Origin of the sequence: Pseudomonas sp. BRM28 (genome assembly GCF_002939405.1) — a bacterium.
In the GTDB taxonomy this organism is placed as follows: domain Bacteria; phylum Pseudomonadota; class Gammaproteobacteria; order Pseudomonadales; family Pseudomonadaceae; genus Aquipseudomonas; species Aquipseudomonas palmensis.
Genome location: NZ_PEFV01000001.1, coordinates 5,138,123 through 5,157,207 on the forward strand (window position 1 = coordinate 5,138,123; position 19,085 = coordinate 5,157,207).

A 19,085-nucleotide genomic window follows, 5' to 3' on the forward strand; every position below is an offset into this window, starting at 1 on the left:
TGCAGGAGCCGGCCTGGCCGGCGAAGGGGCCAGTGGCCCGACACATCCCTGACCTTCAGCTATCCTCTGCACATGCACAGCTACCCTTGAAACCGAAAGTTACTTTTGTAAACGTCCACACACGCGGGCAGTCGTTTAGGCTCGCTCGGATCTTTCGCTTTGATCTGTAGTCTTTGGTGCATGGAAACAAGAAGGAGATGCACATGCTTGTTCGGTCACTGACCTTCGCCACCCTGCTGGCAGTCGCCAGCCCGCTGCTCGCCGATGACGCGCCCCTGGCCGTTGACCTGGGCAAGTCCAGACCCCTGATCGTGATTGCCCCCAGCACCGCCGACCCGACCTTGCGCACCCTGAACGAGGCCCTCAAGGACCCGGCGACCAAGAGCAAGTTCGAGGAGCGCAACCTGGTGCTCTACAGCGTGGCGGGCATGGTCGGCAAGCGTGACGACAAGAACCTCGAGCAGCAGACCACCATGGCGCTGATTCGCGAACTCAGCCTGGGCGCGCGCAAGGGCACCCAGGTGGTGCTGGTGGGCAAGGACGGCGAGAAGCACATCATCGAGCATGACGGCACGGTGGAGCCGGAGCAGATCTTCGCGGCGGTCGACCAGTTGCCGGCCAGCGAAAAGGCCATTGTGGCGCCGACGGTCGCAGCGCCCGCCGCCGAGCCTGCGCCAGAGGGCAAGCCGGGCAAGCATGCCAAGCCGGCCAAGCCCGCCAAGCCGGCTGCGCCGCCCAAGCCGCTGGAAGACTGAGACACCCCTTCGCCGGCAAGGCCGGCGCCTACAGGTTCAGCGCTACGCCTGTAGGCGTCGGCCTTGCCGGCCAGGCACTTCAGCCGCCCAGCCGCTTCTCCATGAACACCCGCCGAAACCCCGCCTGCACGGCCCTGTGGGTTTCGCGATAACCCAGCCGCTCATACAGCCCCAGGTTTTCGCTCATCGCTTCATTGGTGTACAACCGCACCACCTCCAGCCCCAGCTGCCGGGCACGCGCTTCGGCATGCGCCATCAGTTGTCGCCCAAGCCCGCGGCCCTGAGCGGCCGGGCTTACCGCGACATTGTCGAGCAACAGGCCATCGGCCTGGGCGATCAGCACCAGCACACCGAGCACCTGACCTTGCTCTTCGAACACCTCGACCCGACCCTGGGCGATCAGCGCGGCGTAATCCTCCAGCATCGGCCCCGGCCTGGCACCGATGCGTGGAATGTACAGCGCATAGGCAGCCTCGATCAGTGCCTGTACAGGTGCAACGTCGTGGGCGGTGGCGGGGCGGATCATCGGCAGGCTCCTGGTGGGTGGCAGCAAGCGCCTACCTTAAATCAAGGCGTTGTCGCAGGGCAGCATTGCTTTCATGGCAAAACATCAACATGATAATGAGACAAATTACCATTCGTGTCGGATTTGCCCAGCGTGCCCACGCCTTCAGACCCCAACGCCCTGTTCACCGCGCTCTATAGCGACAACTACCGCTGGCTGCGCGGCTGGCTGTATCGCCAGTTGCACTGCCCGCAGGATGCCGCCGACCTGACCCAGGACACGTTCGTGCGCGCTCTGGGCTCGCAGCAGTTGCCACAGCTGGAGCAGCCGCGGGCCTTCCTGGCCACCGTGGCGCGCCATCTGCTGCGTAACCTGTGGCGCCGCCGCAGCCTGGAGCGCGCCTACCTGGAGCAGCTGGCTTTGCTGCCCGACAGCTTCAGCCCCTCTGAAGAAGACCTGGCCCTGGTGCGCGAGGCCATCGAGAGCATCGACCGTCTGCTGGCGGGCCTGCCGCTGCGGGTGCGCCAGGCGTTCGTGCTGCATCGTCTGGAAGGCCTGTCGCAGCCGGCAATAGCCGAGCAACTGGGCGTGTCGCTGGCGACGGTGGAGCGCGACCTGCGCCGCGCCTTTGTGCATTGCCTGAGCGTGGTGGGCCCATGAGCGTGCCCAAGGTGGATTCGGCCACCCAGTCGGCGGTCGACTGGTTGCTGCGGCTGGAGTCGGTACCGCCTGGCGATGCGCGGCATCAGGCCTTCGAAGCCTGGCTGTCGGCCAGCCCGGCCAACCGCCACGCCTGGCAGCGGGTCAATGCACTGCTCAGCCAGCCGCTGGCCAGCCTCGAAGAAGCCGAGGCGCGCAGCCCCGGCCAGCGCCAGGCCGCCAGTCGCAGCTTGCTGGCGGCGCCCGTGCACGGCCGGCGCAAGGTGCTGGGTGGCGGCCTGGCGATGCTGCTGCTGGGGCTGGGTGCAGGCGGCATCGCCAACCGTCTGACACCGCTCGAAGGCCTGTTTGCCGATCTGCACAGTGCCACGGGTGAGCGCAAGCGCGTGACCCTGGCCGATGGCAGCGAACTGTTGCTCAACGCGCGTAGCGCCGTGGACATTCGCTTCGACGCTGCGCAGCGCCGTGTGCTGATACGTGAAGGTGAGGTGCTGGTAAGGGTGGCGGCCGATGCCGCGAGGCCCTTCGTGATTGCCACGGCGCACGGCGAGGCGCGTGCCTTGGGTACGCAGTTCCTGGTGCGCCAGAGCCGTGACCACAGCCTGGTGGCAGTGCAGCAGCACAGCGTGCGACTGACCACCCGTGGGGGCGCCAGCAGCGTTGTCGAACAGGGCCAGGCGGCGCGTTTCGATGCGCAGGGTATCCACCCCGAAGCAGTGTCGCTGCGCAGCCGCGCCGACTGGCAGAGCGGGCAACTGGTGGTACACGACGAGCCCTTGGGCGAGGTGGTCGAAGTGCTGCGCCGCTATCGTCCGGGGCTGCTGCGCATAAGCCCGCAGGCGGCGCAGGTGCGGGTGTTCGGGGTGTTCAGCCTGGATGACAGCGATGCCACCCTGCACGCATTGGCCGAGACCTTGCCGATTCGCCTGGAGCAGTACGGCGGCTGGCTGACCCGAATAGAGGCGCGCTGATTTTTTTGCACCCGGTGTGAGGGGGTTGGCGTTTTCGTCGGTCTTGCTCGTTGAATGCCAACCTACAACGAGCACCTTGCCACCATGTCACACATGACTTTCCGCCCAGGGCTGCTGGCCCTGGCCATCGCCCTTGGCCCGCTGTCGACGATGCCTGCGCAGGCCGACAACGCCATCGCGGCCAGCAGTGTCGTGCACCGTTTCGACCTGCCGGCCGGGCCGCTGGGCGAGACGCTCAGCCGTATCTCTCGCGAAGGCGGGCACACCCTGTCGGTAAGCCCGGCGCTGCTGGAGGGCAAGCGTGCCGCTGCGGTACGCGGTAATTTCACTGCCGAACAGGCCGCGCGCCAGGCGCTGACCGGCACTGGCCTGGGGCTGGGCAGCACCCGCGGCGGCACCTGGAGCCTGTACCCGTTGAGCGATGGCGCCGCGCTCAACCTGGCGCCCACCGCCATCGATGGCCGCAGCCTGGAAGACGCGCGCGGCCCGGTGGAAGGTTACGTGGCCACCCGCAGCGCCACGGCCACCAAGACCGACACGCCGATCCTCGAAATCCCCCAGGCAGTCAACGTGGTCACCGCCGCCCAGGTGCAGACCCAGGGCGCTCGCAACCTGACCCAGGCGTTGCGCTATACGCCGGGGCTGAGTACCAACGGCTACACCGACCGCAACACCATCGCCGACGAGATCGGCAGCCGCGGCTTTGCGCCGACCCTGCTGTACCTGGATGGCGCCTACCTGCCGTATGCCGGCAGCCTGGGCGGCGCGCCGCAGATCGACCCCTACCTGCTTGAACGCATCGAAGTGCTCAAGGGCCCGGCTTCGGTGCTGTACGGCCAGAACCAGCCGGGCGGCATGATCAACCTGGTGTCCAAGCGCCCGGGCACCGAGGACCATCATCAGGTCAAGCTCAGCTATGGCAGCTATGACCGGGTCAAGGGTGCCTTCGACGTGGGCGGTGCGCTGGACGCCGACAAGACCCTGAGCTATCGCCTGGTGGGCCTGGCCAAGAGCGGCAACGAGCAGGTCGAGCATGCCGACGAGTCGCGCACGCTGATCGCGCCGAGCCTGACCTGGGCGCCAAACGAGCAGACCGAGTTCACCGCCTACGCGCAGATCCAGCGCGACAAGGGCGCGGCGGACTATCAGGCGCTGCCGGTCATCGGCACGCTGTATCGCAACAGCCGCGGCCAGCATATCGACCGCGACGTGTTCCTGGGCGACAGCGACTGGAACGCCTACACCCGCGACCAGCAGGTGTTCGGCTACGACCTGGCGCACGTGTTCAACGACAACCTGAAGTTTCGTCAGAGTGCACGCTACATCGACGTCAACGATCGCTACCGCGGCTTCTACCTGAACCGCTTCGTCACCGATGCCAACGGCGTGGTCGACGATACCCGCGCCACCCGCACCAAGCTGGACTGGCGCCAGCACAACACCACCTACAGCATCGATAACAACCTGGAGGGCACGTTCAGCACCGGGGCGCTGGAGCACACCCTGCTGGGCGGCGTGGACTACCGCAAGTTCACCCGTCGCTACCAGGGCTACAACCTCTACAACGCCGAGATCATCGACCTGTACAACCCCACCAACTACCACACCGACGGCGTGCCGACCCTGACCACCAAGTGGGACAACACGGTGAAGCAGACCGGCCTGTACGTGCAGGACCAGATCCGCTTCGACCGCTTCATCCTGACCCTGGGCGGGCGCCAGGACTGGGCCGAGGTCGAGAACCGTGACCTGCTGGCGCAAAGCCCGGCAGAGCGCAAGGTGCCGCAGAAGGACAAGAAGTTCACCAAGCGAGTGGGCCTGACCTACGTCACCGAGTTCGGCCTGGCGCCCTATGTGAGCTATGCCGAATCGTTCATGCCGTCGGTGGGCAAGAGCTCACCGGCGCGTGGTGCCAGTTCGTTCAAGCCGATCGAGGGCGAGCAGTATGAAGTGGGGGTCAAGTACCAGCCGCAGGACAACACCCTGATCACGGCGTCGGTGTACCAGATCAAGCAGAAGAACGTGCTGACCACCGACCGCGACGACCCGATGTACCAGACCCAGGATGGCGAGATCCGCTCGCGCGGTATCGAACTGGAGGCCAAGAGCAGCGTGGGGCAGGTGGACCTGCTGCTGGCGCTGTCGTACCTGGATTCGTTCCGCACCAAGAGCGCCGACGGCGACGAGGGCAACCGCAACGCGGCGCAGGCACCGTGGTCGGCCAGCAGCTGGGTGGCCTGGCATTTCGACGACAGCCTGGCCGGGCTGACAGTAGGGGCAGGGGCCAGGTACACCGGCAAGAACTACGGGGACTCGGCGAACACCTTCAAGACACCGTCGTTCGTGGTGTATGACGCAACGATCAACTACGACCTGGCGCAGCTGGGGTTGAAGGGCCTGCAGGCGAGCCTGAACGTGCAGAATCTGTTCGACCGGGAGTATGTGTCGACGTGCGTGTATGCGTTTGGCTGCTATTACGGTCAGGAGCGTACGGCGGCGCTTGAGTTGACCTACGACTGGTAAAAGCTTCGCGGGTCAAGCCCGCTCTTGCAGGGTGGCGGTGATCACTTTGGGAGCGGGCTTGACCCTCGATGGGCTGCGCAGCAGCCCTGATGCCCAGCACACAACCCGCTGCTGCCACACTGTTGCCTGGTCAGCAGCCGCTGTTCGAATAATCCATAAAATTCATATAATTCAACTACATAAAGCATTGGCACGCTGCTTGCGATAGTCCGCTTACCCTGACTTATCGGAACCCCCGCCATGCCTGCCCCTACCGCCTATCTACCCCTTGCGCTGGCCATTGCCGCCACGTTGCACGGCACCGCCGCCCTGGCCGCCGCACCGCCCGCCGACGCCTTGCCCACCGTCACCGTGACCGCGCAGAAGCGCGAAGAATCGGTACAGGACGTACCCTCGGCGATCTCGGTGGTCAGTGACCGCCAGATCGACCGCAGCGGCGGCGGCTTCAGTGCCGGCAAGGCCCTGCAGAACGTGCCCAACGCCATCGCCCCCGAGTTCGCCGGGCACCAGCGCCCGCGCTGGTACATCCGCGGCATGGGCTCGGGCGACATGGCCTCGACCACCGTGTACCCGGTGGGCATCTATACCGATGACGTGTACATCGACCCGCACGTGGCCACCGGCTTCCCGCTCTACGACATGGAGCGCGTCGAGGTGCTGCGCGGCCCGCAAGGCACGCTGTGGGGCAAGAACACCACCGGTGGCGCGATCAACTTCGTGTCGCGCAAGCCAAGCTTCGAAGACGGCGCCAACGGCTACTTCAAGCTCGACCTGGGCAACTACAATTCGCGCCTGTACGAAGGTGCCTACGGCGATACCCTGGTCAAGGACCGCCTGGCCGCGCGGGTGGCGTTCATCGACCAGAGCAGCGACGGCCAGCTCAAGAACGAGGTCGATGGCCACACTGCCGGCGACATCCATGACCAGGCCCTGCGCCTGCAACTGCTGGCCCAGGTCAACGACGACCTGCAGGCCACCCTGCAGCTGCACGCCCGTGACTACAAGGGGCAAGGTATCGTGGCCCGCGCCTGGGGTGCCGGGCCGGGCGGCAGCACGCTGTTCGGGCCCGCGCCCAAGCCTGCCTCCGACAAGGTCGCCTTCACCGGCAAGGCCGATGACCGCATCGAGCACAACGGCCTGCAACTGGCGCTCAAGTGGGACCTTGGCGAGCTGCAGCTGGACTCGATCACCGCCTTCGACGACGTGCACGAAAAGGCCCAGAGCCCGAACATGAGCATCTACGAGTTCGGCCGTGGCTATAACGACGACCGCTGGAAGCAGGTGTCGCAGGAGCTGCGCCTGTCGTCGGCGAAGAACCAGCCGGTGAGCTGGATCGTCGGCACCCACCTGTTCCACGAACAGCTCGACAGCCACAACAGCAATGCGCTGTTCCCCGAAGCCTACAACCAGGCCTTCGGCGTGGCCGACTTCGGGCGTACCGACATCGACCAGAAGACCGACAGCTTCGCGCTGTTCGGCAGCAGCACCTGGCAGGCCACCGACGACCTGAGCTTCACCGCCGGCCTGCGCTGGACCCGCGAAACCAAGGACATCGACCTGCGCCGGGTGGCCGCGCCGGATGCTGCCAGTGTCGACTTCAGCAACCGCAACGACTGGTGGAAGCATTACAGCGGGCCGCTGGTGACCACGGTGGTGCAGGACGAGAAACGCACCTGGAACAAGCTGACCTATGATTTCACCCCCGAATACCAGCTCAACGACAACGCGCGGGTGTACTTTCGTTATGCCAAGGGCTTTCGTTCCGGCGGCTTCAGCGGCGGGGCGCAGGTGCAGGCCGAGGCCTCGGTGGTGGCGCCGGAGAACGTCGACGCCTACGAACTGGGGGTCAAGAGCGAGTGGTTCGACGAGCGCCTGATCGCCAATGCCAACGTGTTCTACTACGACTATTCGGACATCCAGGTGAACGCGGTGTCGGTGCGCAACGGGCAGGTGGTGTCGCTGCTGACCAACAGCGGCCAGGGCGTGATACGCGGTGCGGAGTTCGAGTTGCAGGCGCTGCCCTTGGCCAACCTGGAACTGCATGGCTCGCTGGGGCTACTGCACACCGAGTTGCAGGACTTCGAATCGGGGGGTGTGGACTACTCGGGCAACCGCATTGCACGTTCGCCGTCGCGCACACTGGCGGTGGGGGGCAGTTATCGCATTGCGCTGGAGAACGGCGACGACATCACCCTGGGCACCGACTGGCGCTACCAGAGCCGGATCTTCTTTCTGCCCACCGCGCAGGCCGACCACAGCGTGTCGCAGGGTGGCTACACATTGGGCAATGCCAGCGCCACGTACCATGTGGGCGGGCAATATGACCTGGACTTCACCGCCTACGTGAACAACCTCACCGACAAGCAGTACAAGACCGACAGCGTGCCGCTGCCGTTCGATGTGGCGTGGGATGCGCGGGGGGATCGCAGGACGTTCGGGGTGAGTGCCACGACGCGGTTCTGAGGTCGCTCTTGCGGGCCTCTTCGCCGGCAAGGCCGGCTCCTACAAGGTTGCGCCGTCTGTAGGAGCCGGCCTTGCCGGCGAAGAGGCCAGCAGGTACACCCGCAATCGCTCGATGCTCTCGCGCCACGCACTGCCCACCGGCCATACCAGGTAGTAGGCATCTCCCGTTGCCACCGCCTGTTCGAACTGAGGTCGGGCTTGANTGTGGGAGCGGGCTTGCCCCGCGAAGTTTTTCAGGCCGGCAACTGCCCCAGCAGGTACACCCGCAATCGCTCGATGCTCTCGCGCCACGCACTGCCCACCGGCCACACCAGGTAGTAGGCATCTCCCGTTGCCACCGCCTGTTCGAACGGCAACGCCAGCCGCCCGGCGCGGACATCGTCGCTCACCAGCGCCAGGTCGCCGATCGACACGCCATGCCCGGCCATGGCCGCCGCAATCCCTTGCTCCAGCGTATCGAACAGCGTGCCGCGCTGCAGGTCGACCTGCTCGAGCAGGCCCGCCCCGCGCAGCCAGCGCTGCCAGTCCCGCCGGTCATTGGACGGGTGCAGCAACGCCACCCCGGCCAGCCGCTGCGCATCCCACACGCCATCCCCCAGCAACCCCGGCGCACAGATCGGGATCAATCGCTCATCGAACAGCCTGCACACCTCGACCTGCCCACCGAACTGCCCATTGCCCAGCAGCACCGCGCAGTCGTAGGGCTCGCTGGCAAAATCCACGCTGTCGACGTCCATCCACACGCTTGCCAGCTGCACGGTGTCGGCCTGGGCGTAACGCTGGATGCAGCCCAGCAGCCAGCGCATGGTCAGGGTGGAGGGCGCCTTCAGGCGCAGGTGGCGCGAAGCGCTGCGAAACGGCTGGCAGGCCTGTTCGATCAGGGCAAAGCCCGCCCCCAGTTGCTCGGCCAGGCGCCGCCCGGCGTCGGTGAGGCGCAGGCGCGGGCCGTGGCGCTCGAACAGGCGGCAACCGAACTGGGCCTCCAGGGTGCGGATATGGCGGCTGATGGCGCTCTGGGTCAGCGCCAGCTCTTCCCCGGCGCGGGTGAACGAACAGGTGCGCGCCGCCACTTCAAAGGCGCGCAGTGCATACAACGGGGGCAGACGTTCAACCATGCCAGGGGCAGTCCATGATGAGTATTTGTCGTAGTAGGGCAGAGCATTTTGCGTTTTTCAAGGGCCATGCAGCTGCGCACACTTTGCACCTGACCTGCATTGACGACAAAGGAGCCTCTTTTGAACACCACGCTGCTGTTGGCCTACCTGGGCACTGTACTCATTCTGATCGCCACCCCTGGGCCGGTGGTGGCGCTGGTGGTCGGCACCAGCGGGCGTTCGGGCACCGGGGCGGCCATACGCACGGCGCTGGGGGCCAATGCCGCCTCCCTGGTGCTGGTGGCCGCCGCTGCGCTGATCCTGGCCGGCAGCCTGGCACTCAGCCCGGTGGTTCTCAATGCGGTGGCGCTGGTGGGGTGCGTGTTCATGGCCTGGCTGGGGCTGGGGGCGCTGCGTGCGCCAGCCGTGGAGGATGCGCCGCCGCCCAGGGCAAGTGGCTGGTGGCACGGCTTTGCGGTGGGTATCGCCAACCCCAAGGACATTCTGTTCTTCGTGGCGTTCTTCCCGCAGTTCATCCACGTCACGGCCTCGTTCGGCACCAGCATCGGGGTGCTGGCGGCGTTGTGGCTGGTGGTCGACCTGGGGGTGCTGGCGCTGTACATCGCGCTGATGCGCGGCGCCCTGGCGCAGCGGCACCGGGCGCTGGTGGCCCGGCTGTCGGGGCTGGTGCTGTTGCTGGTGGCGGTGGCCGGCGCTGTGTATTCGGCGCGGGCGCTGCTGGCCGCCTAGAGAGTGACCACGGCCTTGTCGCTGCCCTGGGCCTGTTGCAACAGCAGGCTCAGCTGCGCCACCTGACGCTGCAACTGGTCGCGTTCTTCCTTGAGGCGGCGCAGTTCGTCGCGGCGCACGCTCACGTAAAGGGTCTGGGGTGGGCTCGCTGACATCAAGGTTCCCATTGCACACCTCGCAATTGGTTTGGTACATGGTTTGAGCGTAGACGCTCGATCGGCCGCGATTCTGAATTCTTTTTCCTGTCATGGGAACTTTTTTGTTTATCGCTGTCGTGCCGTTGGTCGATGAAACCAACCCGGGCCTGCCTGGACTAACCTTGAAGGCCTGAGCAGGCTTTCTACACTTTACGGAGCATCGGCACATGCAACTGGGAATCGTGGGGCTGGGCCGCATGGGCGGCAATATTGCAAGGCGCCTGATGCGCGAGGGGCACCACACCGTGGTGCATGACCGCAACGCGCCCGCCATCGATACGCTGGTGGCCGAGGGCGCCACAGGCGCCGCCGACCTGGCCGCACTGGTGCAGCAACTGGACGCGCCGCGCGCGGTCTGGGTGATGCTGCCGGCGGGCGAGGCCACCGAGCAGACCATCGCGCAACTGGCCGACCTGCTGGAGGCGGACGATGTGATCATCGACGGCGGCAATACCTTCTACAAGGACGACATCCGCCGCGCCCAGCACCTGGCCGAGCGCCAGTTGCACTACGTGGACGTCGGCACCTCCGGTGGCGTGTGGGGCCTTGAGCGCGGCTACTGCATGATGATCGGCGGCGAGCAGGCGATTTTCGAACGCCTCGAGCCGCTGTTCGCCACCCTGGCACCGGGTGAGGGCGACATTCCACGTACCCGTGGCCGAACCGGCCCCAGCGAGCGCGCCGAAAAGGGCTATATCCATGCCGGGCCACCCGGCGCCGGGCATTTCGTCAAGATGATCCACAACGGCATCGAGTACGGCCTGATGCAGGCCTATGCCGAGGGCTTCGACATTCTCAAGACCAAGGCCAGCGAGAGCCTGCCGGCCGACCAGCGCTTCGACCTCAACCTGCCCGAAATCGCCGAGGTGTGGCGCCGCGGCAGCGTGGTCACCTCGTGGCTGCTGGACCTGACCGCCGATGCACTGGTGGCCGACCCGCAGCTGGGCAGCTACAGCGGCTCGGTGTCCGACAGCGGCGAAGGGCGCTGGACCATCGATGCGGCGGTGGAGCAGGCGGTGCCGGTACCGGTGTTGTCCAGCGCACTGTTCGCGCGCTTTCGTTCACGCCAGCAGCAGGGCACCTACGGTGACAAGCTGCTGTCGGCGATGCGCTTCGGTTTTGGTGGCCATGTCGAGAAGCCCGAATGAGTGAACACGACGTCGAAGCGGCACCAGCCTGTACCCTGTTCCTGTTTGGCGCCAATGGCGACCTGGTCAAACGCCTGCTGATGCCAGCGTTGTACAACCTGCACCGCGACGGCCTGCTGGACAAAGGCATGCGCATCGTCGGGGTCGACCACAACCCGGCCACCGACGGCGAATTCGCCGAGCGCCTGGAAACCTTCATGCGTGAACGCGACCAGGGCGAGGGCGCCACCCGGTGCCTGGACGACAAGCTGTGGAAGCGCCTGGCCAAGGGCATCGGCTACCTCACCGGCGACTTCATGGAGCCCTCCACCTACCAGGCCATCGCCGAGCGCATCGATAAGGGGCGCACCGGCAACGCGATCTTCTACCTGGCCACCTCGCCGCGTTTTTTCAGCGGCGTGGTGCAGCAACTGGGGGCGGCCGGGCTGCTGGACGAGGCCAACGGCTTTCGTCGGGTGGTGGTGGAGAAGCCCTTCGGTTCGGACCTGGCCAGCGCCGAGGCGCTGAACGCCTGCCTGCTCAAGGTGATGAGCGAAAAGCAGATCTACCGCATCGACCACTACCTGGGCAAGGAGACGGTACAGAACATCCTGGTCAGCCGTTTTTCCAACGGCCTGTTCGAGGCGTTCTGGAACAACCACTACATCGATCACGTGCAGATCACCGCTGCCGAGACGGTGGGCGTGGAAACCCGTGGCGCCTTCTACGACACCACCGGGGCACTGCGCGACATGGTGCCCAACCACCTGTTCCAGCTGCTGGCGATGGTGGCGATGGAGCCGCCCGCCGCCTTTGGCGCGGACGCGGTGCGCAGTGAAAAGGCCAAGGTGATCGGTGCGATTCGCCCGTGGTCCAAGGCCATGGCCCTGAAGAACTCGGTGCGCGGGCAGTACACCGCCGGCAAGCAGGGGCGCAAGAAGCTGGCCGGCTACCGCCAGGAGCCTCGTGTAGACCCCGACAGCCAGACCGAAACCTACGTGGCGCTCAAGGTGATGATCGACAACTGGCGCTGGGTGGGCGTGCCGTTCTACCTGCGCACCGGCAAGCGCATGAGCGTGCGTGACACCGAGATCGCCATCTGCTTCAAGCCAGCGCCCTATGCGCAGTTTCGCGACAGCGACGCCGAGCGGCCCAAGCCCAACTACCTGAAGATCCAGATCCAGCCCAATGAAGGCATGTGGTTCGACCTGCAGGCCAAGCGCCCGGGGCCGACCCTGGCCATGGAGAACGTCGAGCTGGGTTTTGCCTACAAGGACTTCTTCAAGATGCAGCCCTCCACGGGCTACGAAACCCTGATCTACGACTGCCTGACGGGCGACCAGACGCTGTTCCAGCGTGCCGACAACATCGAGAACGGCTGGCGTGCGGTGCAGCCGTTCCTGGACGCCTGGGCGCAGGGCGGTGAGGTGCAGCCGTATGCGGCCGGGGAAGACGGGCCGCAGGCGGCCGACGAACTGCTGGCCCGCGATCGGCGGGTCTGGCACAGCATTGGTTGACGGGAGGTTCATGACGGGCGCCATCGAAGACTACGCACTACTGGGCAATTGCCGCAGCGCAGCACTGGTGGGCCGTGACGGCTCGCTGGACTGGCTGTGCTTTCCACGCTTCGACTCGCCGGCCTGCTTTGCCGCGCTGCTGGGCGACGAAGAAAACGGGCGCTGGCAGATCGCGCCGCGCGAAGCGCCACTGGAGGTAACCCGCGAGTACCAGCAGGACACCCTGATCCTGCACACCACCTTCGTGACTGCCAGCGGCCGTGCGCGGCTGATCGACTGCATGCCGCTGGACGATGCGCACCACAGCGTGCTGCGCATCGTCGAGGGGCTGGAGGGCGAGGTGGCCTTCGACATGGACCTGGTGATGCGCTTCGACTATGGCAGCAGCGTGCCCTGGGTCGAGAAGCTCGACCCGCTGACCTTGACCGCCGTGGCCGGGCCGGACCGCCTGACCCTGCGCAGCACGGTGAGCACCCACGCACGCGATCACCATACCGGCAGCCGCTTCAGCGTGAAGGCCGGTCAGCGCCACACCTTCAACCTGAGCCACCAGCCATCGCACCTGCCGTTGCAGCCGGCCTTCGAGCCGGAGCAGGCGCTGCTGGACACCGCGCACAAGTGGCGCGAGTTTGCTGCGCGCTGCCCGCAGGTGGGCGAGCACACGGCGCGGGTCAAGCGCTCGCTGATCACCCTCAAGGCGCTGACCTATGCGCCCACCGGCGGCATCGTGGCCGCGGCCACCACCTCGCTGCCGGAGCACCTGGGTGGCGAGCGCAACTGGGATTACCGCTACTGCTGGCTGCGCGATGCCACCATGACCTTGCTGGCGTTCATGAACCTGGGCTACTTCGAGGAGGCCCAGGCCTGGCGCGAATGGCTGCTGCGCTCGGTGGCGGGCAACCCCGAGCAGATGCAGATCATGTACGGCCTGGCCGGCGAGCGCCGGCTGCCGGAGTACGAGCTGCCCTGGCTGGCCGGCTATGCCGGTTCGCAGCCGGTGCGGGTGGGCAATGCCGCGGCGGTGCAGCACCAGCTGGACATCTATGGCGAGGTGGCCGATGCGCTGTGTCAGGCCATGCGCGGCGGCCTGCCGCGCTTGCCGCGCAGTGCGGCGATCGGGCGGGTGATCATGCCGTACCTGGAGACCATCTGGCGCCAACCCGACGAGGGCATCTGGGAGGTGCGCGGGCCGCAGCAGCATTTCACCCACTCCAAGGTGATGGCCTGGGTGGCGTTCGATCGGGCGGCCAGCCTGAGCGAGCCGACCGAGGAGGGCAAGGCCCAGGCTGCGCACTACCGCGAGGTGGCCGCGCAGATCCATCGCCAGGTGTGCGAGCAGGGCGTCGATGCGCAACTGGGCTGTTTTGTGCAGGCCTATGGCTCGCAGGAGATGGACGCGAGCCTGCTGCAGATTGCCCTGACCGGTTTTCTGCCAGCCGACGACCCGAGGTTTCTGGCAACCCTGGCGCAGATCGAGAAGCGCCTGCTGCATGACGGGCTGGTGCGCCGCTACGACAGCGACAGCGGCTGCGATGGGCTGGCGCCGGGGGAAGGTACGTTTCTGGTGTGCTCGTTCTGGCTGGCGGACGTGTACGTGCTGCTGGGGCGCCAGCAAGAGGCCCAGGCGTTGTTCGAGCGCCTGTGCGGGCTGTGCAACGATGTGGGGCTGCTGGCCGAGCAGTACGACCCGCAAGGTGGCCGCATGCTGGGCAATTTCCCGCAGGCCTTCAGCCATATCGGCATCATCAACACGGCGCTGAACCTGCACCGGGCGCAGTGTCCGGTGCGCGACAGGGCCCGCTGCGGGTGACTGCGGCGGCCGCTTCGCCGGCAAGGCCGGATCCTGCAGTGCAGGAGCAACAGCCCAGCCTTTGGCACAAGCGCCGCCTATGGTCTGCGATATAGTCCAGCCACCCCATCCCGCGTCAGCCCAAGGAGTGCCACGTGACCGACTACACCGCGTTCAAGGTCGAACTGTCGAACAGCATCGCCCACGTCCAGATCAACCGCCCGGAAAAGATCAACGCCATGAATGCCGCGTTCTGGAGCGAGATCGTCGAGATCTTCCAGTGGATCGACGAGACCGACGCGGTGCGCGTGGTGGTGATCAGCGGCGCCGGCAAGCATTTTTCTTCCGGCATCGACCTGATGCTGCTGGCCTCGGTGGCCAACGAAATGGGCAAGGACGTAGGCCGCAACGCGCGCCTGCTGCGGCGCAAGATCCTGCAGATGCAGGCCTCGTTCAATGCCGTGGATACTTGCCGCAAGCCGGTGCTGGCAGCCATCCAGGGCTACTGCCTGGGCGGCGCGATCGACCTGATCGCCGCCTGCGACATGCGCTACGCGGCTGCCGATGCGCAGTTCTCGATCAAGGAAATCGACATGGGCATGGCCGCAGACGTCGGCACCCTGCAGCGCCTGCCACGCATCATCGGCGACGGCATGCTGCGCGAGCTGGCCTACACCGGGCGCACTGTCGGCGCCGACGAGGCGCGCCAGATCGGCCTGGTCAACCGCACCTTCGACGATCAGGCCAGCCTGCTGGACGGGGTTTTTGCGATTGCCGCCGAGATCGCGGGCAAATCCCCGATTGCCGTGGCCGGCACCAAGGAGATGCTCAGCTACATGCGCGATCACCGCATCGACGACGGGCTGGAATACATTGCCACCTGGAACGCTGCCATGTTGCAATCCACCGACCTGCGGGTGGCGATGGCCGCCAGCATGAGCAAACAGAAACCGCAGTTCGACGACTGAGCCCGGTCGCGAACCCTCAAGGAACGCAACATGTCAGCGCGCTGGACCACTGCAGTACTGGACCCCAACACCCCCGGCGGCCTGGCCGTCGCCCACTGTGCCGAGGGCTTTCTGGTGGACGCCAACGGCGCGCTGTTCCCGCGGGACTGGCTCAGGCGCCAGGACCTGGACGTGGTGTGCGAGCACGGCATCGGCCACTTCGACGGCCAGCCGGTGTTTCTGCTCGAACTGCGCTCGGCACAGGCGCCCCAGGGCTGCAGCTGGCGCGGCCTGCGCCAGTTCATGCTGGAAGGCGATTCCGATACCTACACCCTCCTTGGTTATGCCGCGCAGATCGCCACCTGGGCCCGCGAGCACCGCTTTTGCGGCAGTTGCGGGCAGGCGATGGTGCAGATCCAGTGGGAGCGCGCGATGTACTGCGCCGGCTGCGAGCTGCGCAGCTACCCGCGCATTTCGCCGAGCATGATCGTGCTGATCACCCGTGGCGACGAGATACTGCTGGCGCGCTCGCCACGCTTCGTGACCGGCGTGTACAGCACCCTGGCCGGGTTTGCCGAGCCGGGCGAGTCGGCCGAGGACTGCCTGGTGCGTGAGGTGCGTGAAGAGGTGGCGCTGGAGGTGAAGAACCTCCAGTACGTGGGCAGCCAGTGCTGGCCGTTCCCGCATTCGATGATGCTGGGCTTTCATGCCGAATACGCCGGCGGCGAGATCGTGATGCAGGCCGACGAGATCGAGGATGCCCAGTGGTTCAGCGTGCATGCGCTGCCGCCGTTGCCGGCGGGCCGCTCGATTGCGCGTTACCTGATCGACCTGTACGTGGCGCGCCGCCTAGGCCTGGCCGAACCAGTGCTGCCACGCTAGGCGCACGGTCAGGGCCAGCACCACGGTGATGAACACCGGGCGGATGAACTTGCTGCCGCCGCTGATGGCGGTGCGTGCGCCGAAGAACGCGCCGACCATCAGCGACGAGCCCATGGCCAGGCCCACCGCCCAGTCCACCTGGCCGGAGAAGATGAACACCGACAGTGCTGCGGCGTTGCTCACGAAGTTCATGCTGCGCGCCACGCCGCTGGCCTTGACCAGGTCGATGGGGTAGAGCAGCAGGGTGCTGACGGTCCAGAACGCGCCGGTGCCCGGGCCGGCCACGCCGTCATAGAAACCCAGGGTCAAGCCCTGGGGCAGTTGCCACTTCTTCTTGATCGGCGCATCGGCGTCCAGCGGCGCCTTTGGCGTGCCGCCGAACAGCAGGTAAACGCCGCAGGCGAACACCACCACCGGGAGCATCTTGTTCAGCCATTCGGCCGGCAGGTAGTGGGCAACGATGGCGCCGATGAAGGCCCCTACCAGGGTACCGACCAGGGCATGTCGCCACTGTGCGGGGTGGAACAGCTTGCGCCGGTAGTAGGTGAAGCCGGCGGTGGCCGAGCCGAAGGTGGAGCTGAGCTTGTTGGTGCCCAGCACCAGGTGCGGCGGCATGCCGGCGGTGAGCAGAGCGGGGGTGGTGAGCAGGCCGCCGCCGCCGGCGATGGCGTCGATGAACCCGGCCACGAAGGCCACGGCGGCAAGAATGGCTAGGGTGGTGAGATCTACGCTGAGTTCGAAGGGCATGGTGTTGGGCTTATTCGACTGGGGCGCAGAACGGTAAAGCTGCGCCTGAGGGGCGCTATGGTAAAGGAGATGGTGCGTGCCTGTCAGGGCCCTATCGCGGGTCAAGCCCGCTCCCACAGAAATAGCGGTGATCCTTGTGGGAGCGGGCTTGACCCGCTATGCGGTATCAGGACAGGAACCCCCCATCCACATTCAACGCCGTACCGGTGGTGTAGCTGGACGCATCGCTGGCCAGGTACAGCACCGCGCCCGCCATCTCCTTCGGATCGGCCACGCGCTTGAGCGGGATCTGCTGCAGCGCCGTGTTCAGGATCGCTTCGTTCTTGACCAGCGCCGAGGCGAACCTGGTGTCGGTCAGCCCCGGCAGCAGCGCATTGCAGCGGATGCCAAAGGGGGCGCATTCCTTGGCGAACACCTTGGTCATGTTGATCACCGCCGCCTTGGTCACCGAGTAGATCCCCTGGAACACCCCCGGCGATACGCCATTGATCGATGCCACGTTGATGATGCTGCCGCCGCCGTTTTCGCGCATCAGCTTGCCGGCCTCGACCGACATGAAGAAGTAGCCGCGGATGTTCACGTCGACGGTCTTCTGGAAGGCGCTCAGGTCGGTGTCCAGCACGTTGCAGAACTGCGGGTTGGTGGCGGCGTTGTTGACCAGGATGTCCAGGCGCCCGAACTGCTCGCGAATGCCGGCGAACACCGCGCCGATCTGTTCCATCTCGCCAATGTGGCAGGCCACCGCCGTGGCCTTGCCGCCGGCGGCGATGATCGCGTCGGCCACGTGCTGGCAGCCGTCGAGCTTGCGGCTGGACACGATCACGTGGGCACCCTGCTGGGCCAGCAGGTGGGCAATCGCCTCGCCGATGCCGCGGCTGGCGCCGGACACGAAGGCGATCTTGCCGTCGAGGTCGAACAACTGGGTCTTGGACATGGGGCGGGTTCCTTGTAGTTGTAGGGCGTCAGAGCGTGGATTTGCCGATGACCTGGAGGCTCATGTGCTCCAGCAGCTTGTTCATGTGCACGAACTGGGCGAAGCGCTTGTCCTGGGTCTGGCCATGGAAGAAGCGGTAGTAGATCTGCTGCACGATGCCGGCCAGGCGGAACAGGCCGTAGGTGTAGTAGAAGTCGAAGTTGTCGATCTGCAGCCCGGCACGTTCGGCGTAGTAGTCGACGAACTGGCGCCGGGTGAGCATGCCCGGTGCGTTGCTCGGCTGGCGACGCATCAGTTGCACGGGCGCAGGGTCGCCGGCTTCGATCCAGTAGGCCAGGGTATTGCCCAGGTCCATCAGCGGGTCGCCGAGGGTGGTCATTTCCCAGTCCAGCACGCCGATGATGCGCATGGGGTTGTCGGCGTCGAGGATCACGTTGTCGAAGCGGTAGTCGTTGTGCACGATGGCGGGGCGTGGGTGGTCGGCCGGCATCTTCTCGCGCAGCCAGGCGATCACCGCTTCCCAGCGCGGTGCATCCGGGGTCAGGGCCTTTTCATAACGTGCGCTCCAGCCTTCGATCTGGCGCTGCACATAGCCTTCGGGCTTGCCCAGGTCGGCCAGGCCGCAGGCGGTGTAGTCCACCTGGTGCAGCTCGACCAGGCGGTCGATGAAGCTCTTGCACAGGGCTTCGGTGCGCTGGCTATCCAGGCCCAGTTCGGGGGGCAGGTCCGAGCGCAGGATGATGCCCTTGACCCGGTCCATCACGTAGAACTCGCCGCCGATCAGCGATTCGTCGGTGCAGTGCACGTAGGCCTTGGGGCAATAGGGGAAGCCGCTGTTGAGCTGGTTGAGGATGCGAAACTCGCGGCCCATGTCGTGGGCCGACTTGGCCTTTTGCCCGAACGGCGGGCGGCGCAGCACGAACTCGCGGTCCGGGTAGCTGAGCAGGTAGGTGAGGTTGGACGCGCCACCGGGGAACTGGCTGATCACCGGCGTGCCGCTCAGGCCTGGAATGCTGGCCTTGAGATAAGGGTCGATGAGGGCGGCATCGAGTTCTTCGCCGGGGCGAACCTGGGTCGACTGGTCGGTGAGCGTCATGCTTTTCCCTTATTCTGAAAGTCGCTGATTATTGTTTAATCTAATTCTCGCGGATAAACCGAACAAGTGTTTGACTGTGTTATAGGCCAGCGTGTTGCACCACGATCACCACCCCTGATGCCGGGCGA

The 19,085-nt window shown here is 65.9% G+C and carries 16 protein-coding genes and 1 pseudogene; 11 read left to right on the forward strand and 6 right to left on the reverse strand.

The window, feature by feature from the left end; all coding sequences use genetic code 11:
* Window positions 1-203: 203 nt before the first annotated feature.
* Window positions 204-755, forward strand: a complete 552-nt coding sequence (locus CR917_RS23730) for a DUF4174 domain-containing protein (protein WP_043860195.1) — start codon at window positions 204-206, stop codon at window positions 753-755.
* Between the two features lie 79 nt (window positions 756-834).
* On the opposite strand, the gene CR917_RS23735 is transcribed toward CR917_RS23730, so the two are convergent.
* Window positions 835-1,281: a GNAT family N-acetyltransferase gene (locus CR917_RS23735; protein WP_104573039.1), complete on the reverse strand. Its 447-nt coding sequence runs from the start codon at window positions 1,279-1,281 to the stop codon at window positions 835-837.
* Window positions 1,282-1,413: 132 nt separating this feature from the next.
* On the opposite strand from CR917_RS23735, the gene CR917_RS23740 reads away from it, so the two are divergent.
* The 4 genes from CR917_RS23740 to CR917_RS23755 all read left to right on the forward strand — a co-directional run bounded on the left by CR917_RS23740 (window position 1,414) and on the right by CR917_RS23755 (window position 7,877).
* Entirely contained in the window at window positions 1,414-1,920 is a 507-nt protein-coding gene (locus CR917_RS23740) for a sigma-70 family RNA polymerase sigma factor (RefSeq protein WP_043860201.1), read from the forward strand.
* Window positions 1,917-2,891: a FecR domain-containing protein gene (locus tag CR917_RS23745; protein ID WP_104573040.1), complete on the forward strand. Its 975-nt coding sequence runs from the start codon at window positions 1,917-1,919 to the stop codon at window positions 2,889-2,891. The genes CR917_RS23740 and CR917_RS23745 overlap by 4 nt, the downstream gene beginning before the upstream one ends.
* Before the next feature lie 84 nt (window positions 2,892-2,975).
* Entirely contained in the window at window positions 2,976-5,414 is a 2,439-nt protein-coding gene (locus CR917_RS23750) for a TonB-dependent siderophore receptor (protein ID WP_104573215.1), read from the forward strand.
* A 240-nt stretch (window positions 5,415-5,654) separates the two neighbouring features.
* Window positions 5,655-7,877 (forward strand): TonB-dependent receptor, encoded by a 2,223-nt coding sequence (locus CR917_RS23755; RefSeq protein WP_104573041.1) that lies wholly within the window; start codon window positions 5,655-5,657, stop codon window positions 7,875-7,877.
* Between the two features lie 233 nt (window positions 7,878-8,110).
* Here CR917_RS23755 and CR917_RS23760 read toward each other — a convergent pair whose 3' ends face one another.
* The gene (locus tag CR917_RS23760; protein WP_104573042.1) at window positions 8,111-8,992 is read right to left on the reverse strand and encodes a LysR family transcriptional regulator; all 882 of its coding nucleotides are present in this window, start codon (window positions 8,990-8,992) and stop codon (window positions 8,111-8,113) included.
* A gap of 120 nt (window positions 8,993-9,112) precedes the next feature.
* Here CR917_RS23760 and CR917_RS23765 point away from each other — a divergent pair, with 120 nt between their 5' ends.
* Window positions 9,113-9,721, forward strand: coding sequence for a LysE family translocator (locus tag CR917_RS23765; protein ID WP_043862636.1), 609 nt, complete (start codon window positions 9,113-9,115; stop codon window positions 9,719-9,721).
* On the opposite strand, the gene CR917_RS27495 is transcribed toward CR917_RS23765, so the two are convergent.
* The gene (locus tag CR917_RS27495) at window positions 9,718-9,888 is read right to left on the reverse strand and encodes a DUF6026 family protein (protein WP_221181553.1); all 171 of its coding nucleotides are present in this window, start codon (window positions 9,886-9,888) and stop codon (window positions 9,718-9,720) included. The genes CR917_RS23765 and CR917_RS27495 overlap by 4 nt on opposite strands.
* 191 nt (window positions 9,889-10,079) lie before the next feature.
* Here CR917_RS27495 and gnd point away from each other — a divergent pair.
* From gnd to nudC, 5 genes and pseudogenes are all read left to right on the forward strand, one after another.
* A pseudogene (gnd, locus tag CR917_RS23770) lies at window positions 10,080-11,066 on the forward strand (phosphogluconate dehydrogenase (NAD(+)-dependent, decarboxylating)); the annotation flags it as partial.
* On the forward strand, window positions 11,063-12,562 hold the full coding sequence (gene zwf / locus CR917_RS23775; RefSeq protein ID WP_104573043.1) for a glucose-6-phosphate dehydrogenase: 1,500 nt from the start codon (window positions 11,063-11,065) through the stop codon (window positions 12,560-12,562). The pseudogene gnd and the gene zwf, both read left to right, overlap by 4 nt.
* A gap of 10 nt (window positions 12,563-12,572) precedes the next feature.
* Window positions 12,573-14,372 carry a glycoside hydrolase family 15 protein gene (locus CR917_RS23780; protein ID WP_104573044.1) on the forward strand — a complete coding sequence of 600 codons (1,800 nt, stop codon included), beginning with the start codon at window positions 12,573-12,575 and terminating at the stop codon, window positions 14,370-14,372.
* Window positions 14,373-14,506: 134 nt separating this feature from the next.
* Window positions 14,507-15,319 (forward strand): crotonase/enoyl-CoA hydratase family protein, encoded by an 813-nt coding sequence (locus CR917_RS23785; RefSeq protein ID WP_043859926.1) that lies wholly within the window; start codon window positions 14,507-14,509, stop codon window positions 15,317-15,319.
* A 30-nt stretch (window positions 15,320-15,349) separates the two neighbouring features.
* Window positions 15,350-16,180 carry an NAD(+) diphosphatase gene (nudC, locus tag CR917_RS23790; RefSeq protein ID WP_058541138.1) on the forward strand — a complete coding sequence of 277 codons (831 nt, stop codon included), beginning with the start codon at window positions 15,350-15,352 and terminating at the stop codon, window positions 16,178-16,180.
* Here nudC and CR917_RS23795 read toward each other — a convergent pair.
* From CR917_RS23795 to CR917_RS23805, 3 genes are all read right to left on the reverse strand, one after another.
* Entirely contained in the window at window positions 16,148-16,927 is a 780-nt protein-coding gene (locus CR917_RS23795) for a TSUP family transporter (RefSeq protein WP_043859924.1), read from the reverse strand. The two genes, nudC and CR917_RS23795, sit on opposite strands and share 33 nt — an antisense overlap.
* Before the next feature lie 166 nt (window positions 16,928-17,093).
* Complete coding sequence (locus CR917_RS23800; protein ID WP_043859923.1) at window positions 17,094-17,861, reverse strand: SDR family oxidoreductase; 768 nt, start codon at window positions 17,859-17,861, stop codon at window positions 17,094-17,096.
* Between the two features lie 28 nt (window positions 17,862-17,889).
* Window positions 17,890-18,957, reverse strand: a complete 1,068-nt coding sequence (locus CR917_RS23805; RefSeq protein ID WP_054915451.1) for a phosphotransferase family protein — start codon at window positions 18,955-18,957, stop codon at window positions 17,890-17,892.
* Between the last annotated feature and the right edge of the window lie 128 nt (window positions 18,958-19,085).

What these genes read in the sequence shown, in the direction of transcription:
- zwf (WP_104573043.1), top strand. Translation starts at nt 11,063, where the DNA reads ATGAGTGAACACGACGTCGAAGCGGCACCAGCCTGTACCCTGTTCCTG.
- CR917_RS23745 (WP_104573040.1), top strand. Translation starts at nt 1,917, where the DNA reads ATGAGCGTGCCCAAGGTGGATTCGGCCACCCAGTCGGCGGTCGACTGG.
- CR917_RS23755 (WP_104573041.1), top strand. Translation starts at nt 5,655, where the DNA reads ATGCCTGCCCCTACCGCCTATCTACCCCTTGCGCTGGCCATTGCCGCC.
- CR917_RS23750 (WP_104573215.1), top strand. Translation starts at nt 2,976, where the DNA reads ATGTCACACATGACTTTCCGCCCAGGGCTGCTGGCCCTGGCCATCGCC.
- CR917_RS23795 (WP_043859924.1), bottom strand. Translation starts at nt 16,927, where the DNA reads ATGCCCTTCGAACTCAGCGTAGATCTCACCACCCTAGCCATTCTTGCC.
- CR917_RS23730 (WP_043860195.1), top strand. Translation starts at nt 204, where the DNA reads ATGCTTGTTCGGTCACTGACCTTCGCCACCCTGCTGGCAGTCGCCAGC.
- CR917_RS23760 (WP_104573042.1), bottom strand. Translation starts at nt 8,992, where the DNA reads ATGGTTGAACGTCTGCCCCCGTTGTATGCACTGCGCGCCTTTGAAGTG.
- CR917_RS27495 (WP_221181553.1), bottom strand. Translation starts at nt 9,888, where the DNA reads ATGGGAACCTTGATGTCAGCGAGCCCACCCCAGACCCTTTACGTGAGC.
- CR917_RS23800 (WP_043859923.1), bottom strand. Translation starts at nt 17,861, where the DNA reads ATGTCCAAGACCCAGTTGTTCGACCTCGACGGCAAGATCGCCTTCGTG.
- CR917_RS23805 (WP_054915451.1), bottom strand. Translation starts at nt 18,957, where the DNA reads ATGACGCTCACCGACCAGTCGACCCAGGTTCGCCCCGGCGAAGAACTC.
- CR917_RS23735 (WP_104573039.1), bottom strand. Translation starts at nt 1,281, where the DNA reads ATGATCCGCCCCGCCACCGCCCACGACGTTGCACCTGTACAGGCACTG.
- nudC (WP_058541138.1), top strand. Translation starts at nt 15,350, where the DNA reads ATGTCAGCGCGCTGGACCACTGCAGTACTGGACCCCAACACCCCCGGC.
- CR917_RS23780 (WP_104573044.1), top strand. Translation starts at nt 12,573, where the DNA reads ATGACGGGCGCCATCGAAGACTACGCACTACTGGGCAATTGCCGCAGC.